Below are 14,839 nucleotides of genomic sequence, written 5' to 3'. Positions count from 1 at the left end.
GGACTTCCTCAGTCGTGTTTGCAGATCCGGTCGAGAAGATTCGCGGTGGCGCGCTGGATACGGGGGTCCACGTGGCCCGGGCGGTCGAGCGCGGGAGACCACGCGAACGTTCCGGACGCGAAGACCAGGGCGCCGGACGGGGCGCGGTACAGCGAGGTCTCCTGATGGCGGGGGACACCCTCACTGTCCGGGTACGGGGAGTGCGCGAGCAGGATCCGGGCCTGGTGATCGGGCAGTGGGGTGCGCGGGAAGTAACGGTCCGCCTCCCCGGCGACCATGCCCTCCACCTCGTCACCCTCGTGCGCGCCGGTCGCCTCCCACAGCCAGTGGTCGGCGTTGCGGACCACCAGGGGGTGCGGCTCGGGCACCCTGCCCGCGTACTGGATGCCGATGAGCTGCTGCTCCGGACGGTCGACCTCGCGCCACAGGGCGGGCTTGCCCGGGCCCCGGCGCTTGCGGCAGGTCAGCAGGCGGTCGGGGACGCCGGACGGCGACGGGCCCAACTCCACCTGCCAGTACATGGTGTTGGCGGAGAGGAAGACGAGCGAGGTGCCGTGCTCGCGGGCGCGCTCCGTGGTGCGGCGCATCTGCGGCGACCAGTACTCGTCGTGGCCCGGGAAGACCAGGCCTCGGTAGCGGGTGGGGTCGACGCGGCCGGCGTGCAGGTCACGGGCGTCGGCGTAGGCGAGGTCGTAGCCGTAGCGCTCGGCCCAGCGGATGAAGTCGTAGGCGTGGCCCACGTGGAGGGGGAGGCCCGCGCCCGCGTACGGACGGTCGAAGGAGACGGTCGTCGCGGCGTCGGCCTCGCCGAGCAGCCGGCCGTTCTCGTCCCACGCGTGGTACAGGCTGGCGCCGGTGTGGCCGTCCTCCGGGTACAGGTTGTACGCCTGCCACGTGACGTCCGGGAGCAGCAGGAGCAGGTCGGCCGTCTGGTCGTTGCGGACGGTGAAGGGGACGTGGGAGCGGTAGCCGTCGACGGTGGTGAGGACGGCTACGTAGGCGCCGATGCTCCAGTACGACGGGATCTGCAGGCGCCAGGACAGCCACCAGTGGTGGCACGAGACCGTGCGGTCGGCGGTGAGCGGCGCCGGCTGCACGATGCCGGAGAGCCGGGGGCTCGTGGTGATCTTGCTGGCGCCGTCACCGCCGTAGTGGCCGATGCGGTAGATGTCGACGCTGAATTCCTGCGGCGGGTCGACGGTGACGTGGAAGTCGATGGACTCGCCCGGAGCCGCGGCGCCGGTGGTGGTGAACCCCTTGATCTGGCGGCGGACGTCGTCCGCGGAGCGGGGGCCGCCGGAGCCGGAGCGCGCGCGGGTGCCCGAGGTGGCGCGCGGCGCCGGGATGCGGGAACCGCCGGCCCCGGGATGCGGGGCCGGGGACGTGTCGGCGTCCAGGTACCAGGGGACGACGTGGCCGGTGTCGTCGAAGTACGTCTCGCTGCCGCGGAGCCAGGGGACGGGTCCCTGGCCGAAGGGATCCGTGACGGCGTGTGCGAGTGCGCCCGACTCCCAGCGGCGGATCTGCTCCGACCCCATCCCGGTCCCCTCCCTCGTGCCCCCGTCGTTCGGCAAGCCCGTTCCCTTGCGCGCGATCGGTCCCAGCACATCACATTACGCACGCAGTCCGTCACCGTTCGTCGCGAATTGACGTGAGTGGAACGGGGCGCTCCGCCTGGGGGCCGAGACGGGCTGCGAACAGTGTGCGGCCGACCGGCCGGAAGAGCGCCGGGCCGGACAAACCGGATTCGGACGAAACCGGTCTCACGACGGCGTGGGCCCATCGGTTCGGCCGGTCAGACCAGCCGGACCGGCTTCTCCGGGCGGACGCCGAGACGCAGGAGCCACTCCCGCAGGGGCGCGGGGTCACCGGTCTCTATGAGGGTGAGGACGCGAGGGCCGAGGTCGGCCGCGCGCTCTCCCGCGACGAGGAGGGACGGCCCGTCCAGCCAGTCGAGTCCGGGGGTGGCACCCGCGGTGTCCATCGCGGCGCAGCAGACCATCGCCGTGACGTGGTCGGCCAGCAGGTCACGGCCGGTACGGGGCGGCTGGAGCGGGAACAGCGGAAGGGTCCCGTCGTCCCAGAGAGCGTGATCGGGGCCCTGCTGCTCCGCGCCCGCCGCGGGCGGCGCCGGGGCGGCCGCCTCCTCCCGGGCCACCTCTGCCGTGAGGCCGGCGGCGAGAGCCGCTGTTCGTTCGCTCCCCACGGCGAGGTCCGGGTCGTCCTCCTCGTCGGGGACGCCGATCCCTTCGTACGCCTCCGCCGCGTGCGCGCCGAGGTCCGCCTCCGGGTCGGGAGCCGCCTCCGGGTCGAGGTCCGCGTCGGCGTCAGGCGCCGGCCGGTCCTCCGCCGGGACGGCCAGGTGGTCCAGCACCCGGGCCAGCGTCGGACCGCCTGCCTCGGGCCGGCCGGGGTCTGCCGGGTGCCGGACGCCGAGCGCGTCCAGAACGCGGTGGAGACGGGCGGCGTCGGTGCGCCAGGTGCGGTCGACGACCTCGTCCGGATAGTCCTGCCAGTCGACCGGCGCCCAGTCGGCGCCGGCCTCGGCGGGGCCGCCGTGGAAGAGCCGGGCCGCCAGCAGCGAGGTCGCCTCGTCCACCGAACCGGGCTCTTCGAGCAGGTCGCAGGCGGGCCGCTCGCCGAGCCGGGAGGTGAACCCCTCGGCCAGCCGGTCGCGGCGGGACAACTCGGTCAGTGCGGCGACGACCCCCACGTCCAGCCGGGAGGGCCAGCGGCCCATCCGCCAGGCGGGCAGGGCGACCCGGGTCAGCAGCCGGTCCCAGCCCGCGTACGCCAGACCCACCTGCTCCTGGGCGACGATCCGCAGTCCGTAGTCCACGGCCTGTGCGCGCTCCGCCGCCGCCGCGGCGACACCGCGCTCCATCTCGGCGGCATGGATCCGGCAGCTGCGCAGCAGAAGCCGGGTCACCCAGCCGGCTCCGGCCAGGACCGTGCGGGACAGCGGGTCGCGTCCGGGCTCCGAGGTCACGGCGACGGCCGCGTCCAGCCCTCGGACGAAACGGCGGGCGGCGGCTATGTCCGGGTGGGCCGAGGGGCCCGTACCGGCGACGACCGGGGCGAGGACGGCACGCAGTTCACCGACGCGCATCCACCACAGGAAAGGGGACCCGATGACGAGGACGGGGGCGGCCGACGCCCGGCGCGCGCGGTTCGCCGACCGCCCCGCGCCGCGGCCCGCGGCCAGGCCCGCCCGGTCGGTGTCCGTGCCGTCCGCCTCGCGGCCGGCAGGGGCGGAGCGGCCGTGCGCCCGGTGGGTGCGGTCCTCCAGCCAGCTGTCGCAGTCCGGGGTCAGGGCTATCGCGGAGGGCGCCGGGACGTCGAGACGGTCGGCCAGGTCGCGGACCATGCGGTACAGATCGGGGGCCGACGCCTCGGAGACCGGGACCGTGGGGCTCATCGCGGGCCGGGCGCGGGCGATCACGAGCGCGACGCCCGCCGCCGCGAGCAGGACGACGACGGCGAGGACCGTCACGATCCAGCGCACGGTCCCCCAGTGCCCGCCCACGATGTGGCCGGTGGCGTCACCGGCCAGCAGTACGACGGCGACGGCCGCGGGGAACAGGGCGACGGCCAAGGCCCTGCTGCGGATCCGCAGCACGGCGAGAGCCCGGGAGCGCGCGGCCTGCGCGCCCACCTCCACACCCATACCGGTCACGACCGGACGTCACCCCCTATTGTCCGCCGGGCTCCGGCCTTCACACGGCCGGTGGCGACGGATGTCCTGGCGTTGGTCACTCCCCCACTGTGGCACCCGCCACCGACATCGCAATGCCGGTGGGCCAAGTGCCGGAATGCTTTCGCCGCACCCTAGTTGGGGCCCCGGCCCCAGTCAGGCGGATGGGGCATCGGTCACTCGATGGAATGGCTCTGGGGAGAGGTGGATGACAGTGGGCGACGATCAGGCCCCCGGTTCCGTACAGAAACGGCCAGGCGGGCGGGGCCGGGTCCGGACGCGACGGAACCCCGGACTCCGTCTGGAGGCCGGGGTTCGGTGACGCCGTGGGGACCTGCGGCTATGCCTCCGCCGCCGCCTTCGCCGCGATGTCCGTACGGTGCTGCGAGCCGTCGAGACCGATGCGGGCGACCGCCGCGTAGGCGCGCTCGCGGGCCTCGGTGAGGCCGGATCCGATCGCTGTGACCGAGAGCACACGGCCGCCCGCGCTGACCACCGCTCCGCCGTCGTGCCGGGTGCCCGCGTGCAGGACGTACGCGTGCGGGGCGTCCTGCGCGGCCACCTCGTCCAGACCGGTGATCGGGTCGCCCGTGCGCGGGGTGTCCGGATAGTTGTGCGAGGCCACGACCACGGTGACGGCCGCGTCCTCGCTCCAGCGCAGCGGCTCCAGATCGGCGAGGGTGCCGGTCGCGGAGGCCAGCAGAACGCCGGAGAGCGGGGTCTTCAGCCGGGCGAGGACCACCTGGGTCTCCGGGTCGCCGAAACGGGCGTTGAACTCGATGACCCGCACGCCACGGCTGGTGATCGCCAGACCCGCGTACAGCAGACCGGAGAAGGGGGTGCCGCGGCGGCGCAGCTCGTCGACGGTCGGCTGGAGGACGGTGTCCATGACCTCGTCCACGAGCTTCGGGTCCGCCCACGGCAGCGGCGAGTACGCGCCCATGCCGCCGGTGTTCGGGCCCTCGTCGCCGTCCAGCGCGCGCTTGAAGTCCTGGGCGGGCTGGAGCGGCACGACCGTGGTGCCGTCGGTGATCGCGAAGAGCGAGACCTCGGGGCCGTCGAGGAACTCCTCGATGACGACGCGGTCGCAGGCGTTGGCGTGCGCCCGCGCGGCGTCGAGGTCGTCGGTCACGACGACGCCCTTGCCGGCCGCGAGTCCGTCGTCCTTCACGACGTACGGCGCGCCGAAGGCGTCGAGTGCCTCCTCGACCTCCTCGGGCGTCGTGCAGACGTACGAGCGTGCCGTGGGGACGCCGGCACCCGCCATCACGTCCTTCGCGAAGGCCTTGGAGCCCTCCAGCCGCGCGGCCTCCAGCGAGGGGCCGAAGCAGGGGATGCCCGCCGTGCGCACGGCGTCGGCGACACCGGCGACCAGCGGGGCCTCCGGGCCCACGATCACCAGTTCGGCGCCGAGCTCCGTGGCCAGCGCGGCCACGGCGGCGCCGTCGAGGGCGTCGACCGCGCGCAGCTCCGCCACTTCCGCGATCCCCGCGTTACCGGGGGCGCAGGTGAGGGCGGTGACGCCGGGGTCGAGGGACAGGGAGCGGCACAGGGCGTGTTCGCGGGCGCCGCCACCGATGACAAGGACCTTCACGGGGGTCAGCCTAGCCGCCGGCCGAGTCTGTCCTTGTGGGGGCTTCCGAAGACGGAGGTCTACGGGGTTGGTGTGATCCTCCGAGGAGGGGGCGATCCCGGGGTGTCGTCACCCGGTCCGGCCGCTCAGTCGTTCGAGAACTCTTCCATGACCGTCGCGCCGAGCTCGCGGACGATCAGGTCGTGGCCCGAGAGTGCCGACTCGTCGAGGTCGGGGTCGTCGTCCTCCGGGGTGTCGTCCTCGGGGGAGACCGGTGGCGGTTCGGAAGCCGGTGGCCGGGTGGACGCGGCCGAGCCCCCGCCCTGGCCGTGCCCGCCCGACGGGCCGCTCTGCGAGGAGGGCGGCTGCGCGGCCGGGGACGCGGGGCGTGGGCCGGACGGAGCACCGCCGTACCCCGCGCCTCCTCCGCCGTCGCCACCGCCGTAGCTTCCGCCACCGCCTCCGTAGCCGCCGCCTCCGCCTCCGTAGCCGCCTCCGGGCGGAGCGGTGGGCGGGGCCGAGCCGCCCGAGGCGTCGACGATCGCCTCGACCTTCCACTGCACGTTGAACTGCTCCGACAGCGCCTGCCGCAGCACGTCCTCGCTGCCGCTGCTCGCGAAGTTGTCGCGGGCCCCGGCGTTCACGAAGCCGATCTGCAGGGTCGTGCCGTCGAAGCCCGTGACCTGCGCGTTCTGGCTGAGGAGGATCCAGGTGAAGCGGCGGCGGTTCTTCACCGCCTCCAGGATGTTCGGCCAGAGGGTGCGGGGGTCGGGGCCGCCCGTCGCGGGTGCGGGAGCGGGTGCGGGGTGCTGCGCGGGCGACGGGGGCGCGGTCTGCTGCGGAGCGGGGCTCGCGGCGGGGGCCTGGGCGGGCTGCGCCGGCGGCTGACCGCCGCCCGCGGCTGCCGGCGTGGGCCAGCCGCCGGGGCGCCTGCCACTGCCGGCGGCCGTCGCGGTGGGCCAGGCACCGGGTGCGGCGCCCGCGGGGGGACCGGCCGGGGGCTGCTCCGGTGCGACGGGCGGCGCGACGGGCGGCGCGGGGGCCGCCGCCGGGGCCGGCTGCGGAACGGACGCGGGGGGTGCCGTCGGCGCGACGGGCGCCGCGGCCTCGGGGGCGGCCGCGGGAACGGATCCGGCGTCCGCGCCGGGTCCGGCTCCGCGCGCCGCGGCACGGGCCGCCGCGGGGCCACCGCCCGGCTGGACCACCGGCGCGGCCGGCGGCGCCGCCGGAGCGGCCTGGTGCATCGGCGGCACACCGTGCGTCTCGGGTCCGGGCACGTACCCCATGGCCGGGGCCGCACCGCCGCCGGAGAAGTTCACCCCGCGCTCGATGCGGTCGAGGCGGGCCATGACGGACCGCTCGTCCCCGTAGGCGGCGGGCAGCAGCACGCGCGCGCAGATCAGTTCGAGCTGGAGGCGCGGCGAGGTGGCTCCGCGCATCTCCGTCAGCCCGTCGTTCACGAGGTCGGCGGCGCGGCTCAGCTCGGCGGCGCCGAAGACCCCGGCCTGGGCCTGCATGCGCTCCACGACGTCGACCGGGGCGTCGATGAGCCCCTTCTCCGCCGCGTCCGGGACCGCCGCGAGGATCACCAGGTCGCGCAGCCGCTCCAGCAGGTCGGCGACGAACCGCCGCGGGTCGTTGCCGCCCTCGATGATGCGGTCCACGACTTCGAAGGCGGCGGCGCCGTCCCCCGCCGCGAACGCCTCGACGACCGAGTCGAGAAGCGAGCCGTCCGTGTACCCGAGGAGCGAGGTCGCCATGGCGTACGTCACACCGTCGTCGGCGGCGCCCGCGAGCAGTTGGTCCATCACGGACATGGAGTCACGCACCGAACCGGCGCCTGACCGGACGACCAGGGGCAGCACGCCGTCCGCGACGGGGATGCCCTCCTGGCCGCAGACCTGGCCCAGGTACTCGCGCAGGGTGCCCGGGGGCACCAGCCGGAACGGGTAGTGGTGGGTCCGCGACCGGATCGTCCCGATGACCTTCTCGGGCTCGGTCGTGGCGAAGATGAACTTGAGGTGCTCCGGGGGCTCTTCGACGACCTTCAGGAGCGCGTTGAAGCCGGCCGACGTGACCATGTGGGCCTCGTCGATGATGTAGATCTTGTACCGGCTGCTCGCGGGGCCGAAGAAGGCCTTCTCGCGCAGATCGCGGGCGTCGTCCACACCACCGTGCGACGCGGCGTCGATCTCGATGACGTCGATCGAGCCCGGTCCGTTGCGCGCGAGGTCGCGGCAGGACTGGCACTCCCCGCACGGCGTCGGGGTCGGACCCTGCTCGCAGTTCAGACAGCGGGCCAGGATGCGCGCGCTGGTCGTCTTGCCGCATCCGCGCGGACCGCTGAACAGGTACGCGTGATTGACCCGGTTGTTCCGCAGCGCCTGCTGCAACGGGTCGGTGACATGCTCCTGCCCGATGACCTCGGCGAACGACTCCGGGCGATAGCGGCGGTACAGCGCGAGAGACGACACGTCTACGAGGTTATAGGCGCCCACTGACAAGCAGGACCGTCCGGAGCTCTTCGCGGACGTGACCCCGGACTCGGTCCCGGCCGGCGCGGCACACCCGGGGGATCAACACCCGCCGCGCGCCCGCCCGGACGCCGGTTCCGGAAACGTAAGCGCCCCCCACGCACCCGCCAGAGCCAACCTACCCTTGCTGCCTTCCGGCCCTGGGGGAGTTCAGTCAGATAGCGCCACGTGAGGGGCTCCGCAAAGAGTACAGGATCCTGGAGGGGGGAACGAGTTCGCGAGCACTCCTCAACGTCTTGTATTGTTTGCCCCGGAGGATTCGCCTAGTGGCCTAGGGCGCACGCTTGGAAAGCGTGTTGGGGGCAACCCCTCACGAGTTCGAATCTCGTATCCTCCGCCAGTGCCTCACCGGGCACGATGTCGAAGGGCCCCACCGCGAGGTGGGGCCCTTCTTCGTTGTCGGCGCCCGGCACAGCCTCCAACGGGCTTACGGGCTGCGGGAACCGGGGAATCCGGGGTCCGTGCCCGGATTCCCGCCGTGCGACCGGACGGCGCGCTCCGTGATTCAGCTCACGCGCACCTTCCGCTCCACCGTGACCTGGTCGATGTCGGTGGTGCGGACCGTGGTCTTCATGGTCCAGGTGCCTGCGAGCGGCAGGGTGAGGGTGTCGGAGGTCCAGTAGCCGCCCTTGTCGGTGATCTCCGCGTCGATCGGGCCGACCTTCTGGGATTCCAGGGTGAACGTGATGCGCACTTCGGGGACGGTCGCGATGCCGCCGTCGGGTCCGAAGATCACGGCCTGCACCGAGTTCTCGCCCACCCGGCCCGGTGACAGCTCGACCTGGACCTTGCCGTGGCCGCCCGGAGTGCCGACGTCGAAGGGGACCGTCGTCGTCGACGAGGCCGGGCGGTCGGCCGCCGCGGTGGCGGCCGCGGTCTCCTCGGCCGCGCGTCCCGGCTGGGTCCCGGTCAGCATCGTCGTGATCACCAGGACCAGGATGCCGACGGTGACCTCGGCGAGCACCGAACGCCACAGACCCTGGCGGTGTCCCGCGTCGATCGCTCCGCCCGCCCCGCCGTCGTGGGCGTCCTCCGTCGCTCCGTCGCGCCGGTCCTCCGCCGCTTCCGCTCCTTCCGCTCCTTCCGCCCCTTCCGCCTCGGACCCTTCTTCCTGCGCGTGGCCGTCCGTCCCCTCCAGCGCTCCGCCGGGGCCGCCGGCCGGGACCGCCACCGGTACGCGTCCGGCCGGAACGGTGACCGCGGCGCGCGGTGCCGCGAGCCGTGCCGTCCAGCGCCGCGAGAACGCCGCGCCGGCGAGCAGCAGTGCCACGCCGCCGAGCTTCACGAGCAGGAGACGGCCGTACGTCGTCGAGGTCAGCGCGTCCCAGGAGCCGAGGCCGCGCCAGGACTGGTAGACGCCCGTGACGGCGAGGACGGCGACCGAGGCGAGGGCGAGCCGGGAGAAGCGGGTGACGACGGCCGGGGAGACCGGCTCCGCCGGGCGGTGGAGCGCGGTCAGCAGGGCGGTCAGACCGCCGAGCCAGACCGCCATGGCGAGCAGGTGCAGCATGGAGGAGACCATCGCCACCGGGACCTGGATGCCGGCGGAGGCGTGCTCGGCGGCGGCCCAGGTGACCGCGAGGCCGAGGGCGAGGAGTCCGCCGAGCACGAGGACGGCGCGGCCCGGCGTCCGGTCCCGCAGCGGCGCTCGCAGCGGGACGAAGGCGGCGGCGGCGAGCAGCGCGAGGCGCGCCACCAGCACGATGCCGGGCCGGCTCGTCAGGGTGTCGCTCAGGATCACCGGGTCGAAGGCGTCGCCGAGTCCCGTGCCGCGCTCGTAGGGGCCGCGCAGCAGGAGCAGTGCGAGGGTCGAGCCGAGGAGGGTCCACCAGCCGGTGAGCAGCAGACGGCGGACGGAACCGCGGTAGCCGCACGCGAGGACGAAGGTCGCCGTACCGATGAGCAGGGCGAGGCCGCTGTAGGCGGCGTAGCGGGCGATGTCGTACAGGGCGGCGGAGGCGGGGTCGCCCGCGGCGGCGGAGGGCAGCGGCGCGGCGGTCGCGGAGGGTTTGCCGATGGAGAAGGTGAAGGCGCCCGAGACGGGGTGGCTGTCCGCCGAGACGACCCGCCAGGCCACGGTGAACGTGCCGGTCCCGAGGCCGCGGGGCAGCGTGACGCTCGCGGTGTCGGAGCGCCCGTCCGCATGGCTCGGCGCACCGCTGTGGACGCGCCGGTTCTCGGGGGTGAGGACGCGGAAGGAGTCGTCGAGCAGCCCGATGGACTCACTGAACGTCAGGGTCACCCGGCGGGGCGCCGACTTCAGCACGCTGCCGTCCTGCGGGTCCGTGCCGGTCAGCGCGGCGTGCGCGGACGCGCCGCTCACACCCGTGAAGAGGACCAGCATCAGGACGCCGCCCAGCAGGGCCAGGGCCCGGGCTCCGCGCCGCCGGTTTCGCCGCCCGCTTCCGTTCACACGCCGTCTCCGTATTCGCATGGGCAGAGTCTCGGTTACGTACGGACCCGGACGGCGTCCTGCTCACCCGGCCGTGGGTGAACCCTCCTCGAAGGACTCGCGGGTCAGGAAGAGGAGGCGGGCGTGCTTCTCGGGCAGGTGGACCTCGGGCAGGTCGATCTCGGGGAGCACGATGTCCCCGGCGTGGACGAAGCCCTGCCGGGTCAGCCGTTCGACGGCCCGGGTGTTGCGGGCGTCGGGTTCGACGACCACGCGCCGCCGGTCGAGGCCGGTGAGGGCGTACGCCGTGAACGCGCCCAGCAGCGCGGCCGACCAGCCCGGCAGAGCACCGCTCCCGGGGGCCGGCGGGCCGATCAGCAGGTGGATGCCGATGTCGCCGGGCTCGACCCGGTAGCACTCGCTGACGCGGTCGGCCTCGGGCTCGTAGGTCTGGAAGAGCGCGGCGGGCACGCCGTCCTTGAGGGCGAGGAAGGCGTGGTGGGTGTCGAGCGAGTCGAGGTGCAGGAAGGTCTCCAGGACCTGCCGCCTCGTGAACCCGGTCATGCCCCAGTAGGCGGCGCGCTCGGCGCTCACCCAGGTGTGGACGACGTCGAGGTCGGCACGCGGGTCCACGGGCAGCACCCGGACCGTGCCGAAGCCGTCGACCGGCTGCTCGTGCACGGCGGCGCGGCCGGCGGCGTACGGCTCGGTGGTCGTGGCTCCGGTGTCCGTCGTGTCAGTGGCCGTCATCGTTCTCCTTCGTCAGCGTCTTCCAGTCGGTGGTCACCGGAGCGAGTTCCCCGGCGAGCCACAGCGCGAGTTGATCTCGGTGGTGGTCGGTGCCGGGAACGCCGTCGGCGCCGAAGGGCACCACCCAGAGGCTGGCGTTCCGGTCGGCGAGGTCCCAGACGTAGCGGGCGGCGGGTCCGCGCGCGCTGAGGTCGGTGATCCCGGGCACCGACGACGTGCACAGCACGCAGTCGTTGTCGCCGGAGAGCGCGGGTTCGTCGTACGAGGTGTCGGTGAGCGCGCGCCAGGGGGCGAGGCGGTGGGTGTCGCCCCAGGTGCGGGCGGTGGGCCGGGCGGCCACCTCCTCGACGGCCTCGCGGACGACGGTGTCGCGGTCGATGCCGTACAACTCCCTTGCGGTCAGCAGGTTCTCGAGGGCGAGGCCGATGCGGGGGGTGAGGGCGAGCCAGGGCAGGAAGACGTCCGGGTAGCCGGGCGGGTCGGCCAGAACGGCGAGCGCCGGGTGGGCGACGAGCCGTCGTACGACCGCGCTCCGCAGCTCCGCGTACGCCGCCGCCGCGGCGCTGCCGGCGTCCATATGCCGGTCCCAGCGCAGGAGTCGGTCCCGCAGCACGGCGGCGGGCCCGGACAGGTCGAGGCCGGCGAGTCGGTCCAACAGGGGCCCGGCGGAGGCGAGATGGGTGTCCATATGCAGGGCCGGCATGTCCGTGGCAGCCAACTTGCGGCCGTTGTCGAGGAGTTGCCGGATGCGCGTGGCACGGTGCGGCGGGGCGAACTCGATGCCGAGCGGGGCCGCGGGACCGCGCTGGTTCGCCATCACGGCGACGCCGTCCTCGACGGAGCCGTACGGCATCGTGTGCCAGCCGGTCCACTCGTGCCCGGGCTCCCAGGCGGGCACGATCCGCACCCGGTTGTCCGTGGCGCGGAGCGGGACGCGGCCCGCGACGCGGTGCAGCAGCCCGCCCTCGGTGTCGGCGGCCTGCACGACGTTCACCGGCTCGGCCCAGGTGTCGAAGGCCCGGTCCACGTCGGCGACCCGGCGGGCCCGCAGCAGCGGCAGCAGCGTGCCGAAGCCGAGGTCGTGGGTGACGCGCGGCGGACAGCGGAGGCTGACGCCCTCCCCGGCACCGGCGTCCCCGATCACCACCGGTCCGCGCGCGGTCTCGACGACCTCGACGTCGACCGGCGCGCCCCCGGCCACCTCCACGCGCTCCACGTGCCGGGCGGCGGTCCGCCACACGCCGTCGGGGTCGAGTGCCTCGACCATCCCGCCGGCCGCGCTCCGCAGGCGCTCACGGTAGAGGTCCTGGTAGTCGGCCATCGCGTTCGTGATGGCCCAGGCGACGGTGCCGGTGTGGGCGAAGTGGGCGATGCCCGGGACGCCGGGGACCGCGATGCCGACGACGTCGAACTCCGGGCAGGCCAGCCGTATCTGCTGGTAGACGCCGGGGTCCTCGATGTAGCGGTGCGGGTCTCCGGCGACGACCGGCTGCCCGGTGACGGTGCGCTCGCCGCTCACGAGCCATCCGTTGCTGCCGGCCGTGCCGGGGCCGTCCATGGCGAACAGGCCCACCGCGTCCGCGCCGAGCCGCCGTACGACCTCCTCGCGCCACAGCTTCGCGGGGAACCCGGCGAAGAGGATGTGCGTGCCGAGCCAGACCCCGAGCGGGCTCCACGGTTCCCAGCGGCCCGGGGCGAGCCCGGTCGCGGCGAACTCGGGTGCGCGCCGGGCGCCTTCCGCCAGTCCGGCGTTGACCCCGTCGACGTACGCGACGATCCACGCGGCGGTCTCGGGGTCCCGGTCCTCCAGGGCCGCGAAGCAGCGCCGGGCCGTGTCGTCGAGCCGGGCCTGCCGGGCGAACCGGTCCCAGCCCACTGCCTCCGCGCCGAGGAACGAGGCCGAGGTGCCCTGCGAGCGGTGCCGTTCGACCTCCAGCTGCCAGGCCCGGTCCACGGCCGTGACGCGTCCCTGGGCGTGCGCCAGTTCCTGCGCGCTCTCGGCACGCAGGTGCGGGATGCCCCAGGCGTCACGGTAGATCTCGGCTGTCACGATCCGTCCCCGCTCTTCTCAGGTTAGGCTCACCTAACTCGCATGCTCCGAGATCGTACGTGCCCGGTGCCGACCCTGTGGACCCGGGCGGCCACGGCCAAGCGTCCCGTCCCCGCACGCGGGATCATCGGTCCATGGACGTCACTCTTCACCTCGCCCAGCAGCCCGAAGCCGACGAGCTCCTCGGCCGCAGCCCCCTCGCCGCCCTGATCGGCATGCTGCTGGACCAGCAGGTGCCGATGGAGTGGGCCTTCGCGGGGCCGTACACGATCGCCCAGCGCATGGGGTCGGACGATCTCGACGCGCAGGAGATCGCGTCGTACGACCCGGAGAAGTTCGCCGCGCTGCTCTCCGCCAAGCCGGCCGTGCACCGGTATCCCGGTTCCATGGGCAAGCGGATCCACCAGCTGTGCCAGTACCTCGTCGAGCACTACGACGGGGACGCCTCCGCCGTCTGGAAGGACGCCGGCACCGGCGCGGAGCTGCTCCGCCGCCTCAAGGACCTCCCCGGCTTCGGTCCCCAGAAGGCGCAGATCTTCCTGGCCCTGCTCGGCAAGCAGCTCGGGGTGCGGCCCACGGGGTGGCGGGAGGCGGCGGGCCCCTACGGCGAACCCGACGCGTTCCGCTCCGTCGCCGACATCACCGGGCCGGAGTCCCTGACGAAGGTGCGGGCGCACAAGCAGGAGATGAAGGCCGCGGCGAAGGCCGAGAAGGCCTCCGGCAAGTAGCCCGGGCTCCGGTGAACCGGGGCTCCCTCTCACCCGGCGGGGGTGCGGGCCCGTACCCGGGGCTCCGCCCCGGACCCCGCTCCTCGAACGCCGGAGGGGCTTGAACTGCCGCACCCGGCGTCCGGGGGGACGGGCCGTGCCGGACGGAACCCGTTCGGATCACCCGGCTGCCTCCCCGCCCCGCCCGTTCACAGCACGGGCTTCGTGCTGATCGTGTCGCCGTTCGAGTCCGTCGCCGTCCTGACGGTGGTCGGCATCGCCGAGATCATCGCCGCGTTCCGCAGCCGCTCCGGTGCCCGGGTGGTCCCCCGTTCCGCCTGAGGAGTACGCCGACCGGGTGCATCTCGGCGCCGACCCGGTGAGCTCCCCGCCTCCCGTGGGGACATGACGCTCATGAGCCCCACCCCGCGCCGCCCGCACCCGCTGCGCCGCCGCGGGCGAGTGCGGGGAGGGGCTCGCGCGAAGGCGCGCGGAGGATCCCGGAACAGGGTTCTCCGGATCCTCGTCCTGCTCGTCGTCGCGCTGCTCGCGACGGGCCCGCACCCGGAGGCGTTCACCGCCCCGATGGCGTCCGTCGCCGCCGTCTCCGGCGGCGCCGAGGGCATCCCGGAGCACGACCCGCTCGACACGGCGCTCCGTCCGCCGCACCGTCAGGCGCACCGGCCCCTCTCACCCCCGCGCCCGGCCGCCGCGAACCACTCGGGACGAGACCCCCGCACCGCGCGGGCAGCCGTGCCCACCGGGCCCTCGACCGTCCCCTCGCCCGCCCCGCACACGCTCCGCTGCGTGGTCCTGCGCTGCTGACAGACCCGGCCGGGTCTGTCACCTGCGAACCCAGGCACTCCCGCCTCCCGGCATCACGGCGTACCGCCGTCCCGGCACACCGCCGTCCCTGAACCGAGGAACAGGACAGGACCCCCCATGCCCACGGACCCGTACGCGGTCCTGCGCGCTCTTCTGCGCGCGGAAGCCGCCCGCGACAACGCCCCCGAGCCGAATCCGCGCCCCCTGCCGCGCCCCGACCCGGACGAACAGCGCCCGGGCTCGTCCCCGGACACCCCGCGCGCCTGACGAGAGGAGGCGGCCGCCCCGTCCGGGACGGCCGCCTCCGGCGCCGT

General features: G+C 74.3%; 10 protein-coding genes, 1 tRNA gene and 1 other RNA gene. 4 read left to right on the top strand and 8 right to left on the bottom strand.

What is annotated here, in order from left to right; all coding sequences use genetic code 11:
* Positions 1-8: 8 nt before the first annotated feature.
* From ABZT74_RS02130 to ffs, 5 genes are all read right to left on the bottom strand, one after another.
* Positions 9-1,538: a N,N-dimethylformamidase beta subunit family domain-containing protein gene (locus ABZT74_RS02130; RefSeq protein WP_356169424.1), complete on the bottom strand. Its 1,530-nt coding sequence runs from the start codon at positions 1,536-1,538 to the stop codon at positions 9-11.
* Positions 1,539-1,795: 257 nt separating this feature from the next.
* A complete protein-coding gene (locus tag ABZT74_RS02125) occupies positions 1,796-3,667 on the bottom strand; it encodes a hypothetical protein (protein ID WP_356433041.1) in 1,872 nt (623 codons plus the stop codon).
* A 367-nt stretch (positions 3,668-4,034) separates the two neighbouring features.
* The gene (gene purD / locus ABZT74_RS02120) at positions 4,035-5,288 is read right to left on the bottom strand and encodes a phosphoribosylamine--glycine ligase (RefSeq protein WP_356432983.1); all 1,254 of its coding nucleotides are present in this window, start codon (positions 5,286-5,288) and stop codon (positions 4,035-4,037) included.
* A 125-nt stretch (positions 5,289-5,413) separates the two neighbouring features.
* On the bottom strand, positions 5,414-7,741 hold the full coding sequence (locus tag ABZT74_RS02115; RefSeq protein WP_356432980.1) for a DNA polymerase III subunit gamma and tau: 2,328 nt from the start codon (positions 7,739-7,741) through the stop codon (positions 5,414-5,416).
* 142 nt (positions 7,742-7,883) lie between these two features.
* Positions 7,884-7,982, bottom strand: an RNA gene (gene ffs / locus ABZT74_RS02110) — signal recognition particle sRNA small type.
* Between the two features lie 71 nt (positions 7,983-8,053).
* On the opposite strand from ffs, the gene ABZT74_RS02105 reads away from it, so the two are divergent.
* Positions 8,054-8,141, top strand: a tRNA-Ser gene (locus tag ABZT74_RS02105).
* A gap of 165 nt (positions 8,142-8,306) precedes the next feature.
* On the opposite strand, the gene ABZT74_RS02100 is transcribed toward ABZT74_RS02105, so the two are convergent.
* The 3 genes from ABZT74_RS02100 to ABZT74_RS02090 all read right to left on the bottom strand — a co-directional run bounded on the left by ABZT74_RS02100 (position 8,307) and on the right by ABZT74_RS02090 (position 12,993).
* Positions 8,307-10,145, bottom strand: coding sequence for a copper resistance protein CopC (locus ABZT74_RS02100; protein WP_356433039.1), 1,839 nt, complete (start codon positions 10,143-10,145; stop codon positions 8,307-8,309).
* Positions 10,146-10,277: 132 nt separating this feature from the next.
* The gene (locus tag ABZT74_RS02095) at positions 10,278-10,943 is read right to left on the bottom strand and encodes a GNAT family N-acetyltransferase (protein ID WP_356432978.1); all 666 of its coding nucleotides are present in this window, start codon (positions 10,941-10,943) and stop codon (positions 10,278-10,280) included.
* Positions 10,930-12,993, bottom strand: a complete 2,064-nt coding sequence (locus ABZT74_RS02090) for a penicillin acylase family protein (RefSeq protein WP_356432975.1) — start codon at positions 12,991-12,993, stop codon at positions 10,930-10,932. Before ABZT74_RS02090 ends, ABZT74_RS02095 begins: the two co-directional genes overlap by 14 nt.
* A gap of 134 nt (positions 12,994-13,127) precedes the next feature.
* On the opposite strand from ABZT74_RS02090, the gene ABZT74_RS02085 reads away from it, so the two are divergent.
* The 3 genes from ABZT74_RS02085 to ABZT74_RS02075 all read left to right on the top strand — a co-directional run bounded on the left by ABZT74_RS02085 (position 13,128) and on the right by ABZT74_RS02075 (position 14,792).
* Positions 13,128-13,721, top strand: coding sequence for an HhH-GPD-type base excision DNA repair protein (locus ABZT74_RS02085; protein WP_355871827.1), 594 nt, complete (start codon positions 13,128-13,130; stop codon positions 13,719-13,721).
* Positions 13,722-14,105: 384 nt separating this feature from the next.
* Positions 14,106-14,525: a hypothetical protein gene (locus tag ABZT74_RS02080; protein ID WP_356169411.1), complete on the top strand. Its 420-nt coding sequence runs from the start codon at positions 14,106-14,108 to the stop codon at positions 14,523-14,525.
* A 117-nt stretch (positions 14,526-14,642) separates the two neighbouring features.
* The gene (locus ABZT74_RS02075) at positions 14,643-14,792 is read left to right on the top strand and encodes a hypothetical protein (RefSeq protein ID WP_356169409.1); all 150 of its coding nucleotides are present in this window, start codon (positions 14,643-14,645) and stop codon (positions 14,790-14,792) included.
* Positions 14,793-14,839: the final 47 nt, after the last annotated feature.

Source organism: Streptomyces sp. NPDC005302 (genome assembly GCF_040607345.1).
Classification (GTDB): Bacteria; Actinomycetota; Actinomycetes; order Streptomycetales; family Streptomycetaceae; genus Streptomyces.
The sequence above is the reverse complement of the archived record's forward strand: the minus strand, read 5'-3'. Positions and strand labels throughout refer to the sequence as shown.

Bases quoted from the DNA above. Each gene is read 5' to 3' on its own strand.
- ABZT74_RS02130 (WP_356169424.1), bottom strand. From the start codon at position 1,538: ATGGGGTCGGAGCAGATCCGCCGCTGGGAGTCGGGCGCACTCGCACAC.
- ABZT74_RS02125 (WP_356433041.1), bottom strand. From the start codon at position 3,667: ATGGGTGTGGAGGTGGGCGCGCAGGCCGCGCGCTCCCGGGCTCTCGCC.
- ABZT74_RS02100 (WP_356433039.1), bottom strand. From the start codon at position 10,145: ATGCTGGTCCTCTTCACGGGTGTGAGCGGCGCGTCCGCGCACGCCGCG.
- ABZT74_RS02095 (WP_356432978.1), bottom strand. From the start codon at position 10,943: ATGACGGCCACTGACACGACGGACACCGGAGCCACGACCACCGAGCCG.
- ABZT74_RS02085 (WP_355871827.1), top strand. From the start codon at position 13,128: ATGGACGTCACTCTTCACCTCGCCCAGCAGCCCGAAGCCGACGAGCTC.
- ABZT74_RS02080 (WP_356169411.1), top strand. From the start codon at position 14,106: ATGACGCTCATGAGCCCCACCCCGCGCCGCCCGCACCCGCTGCGCCGC.
- ABZT74_RS02075 (WP_356169409.1), top strand. From the start codon at position 14,643: ATGCCCACGGACCCGTACGCGGTCCTGCGCGCTCTTCTGCGCGCGGAA.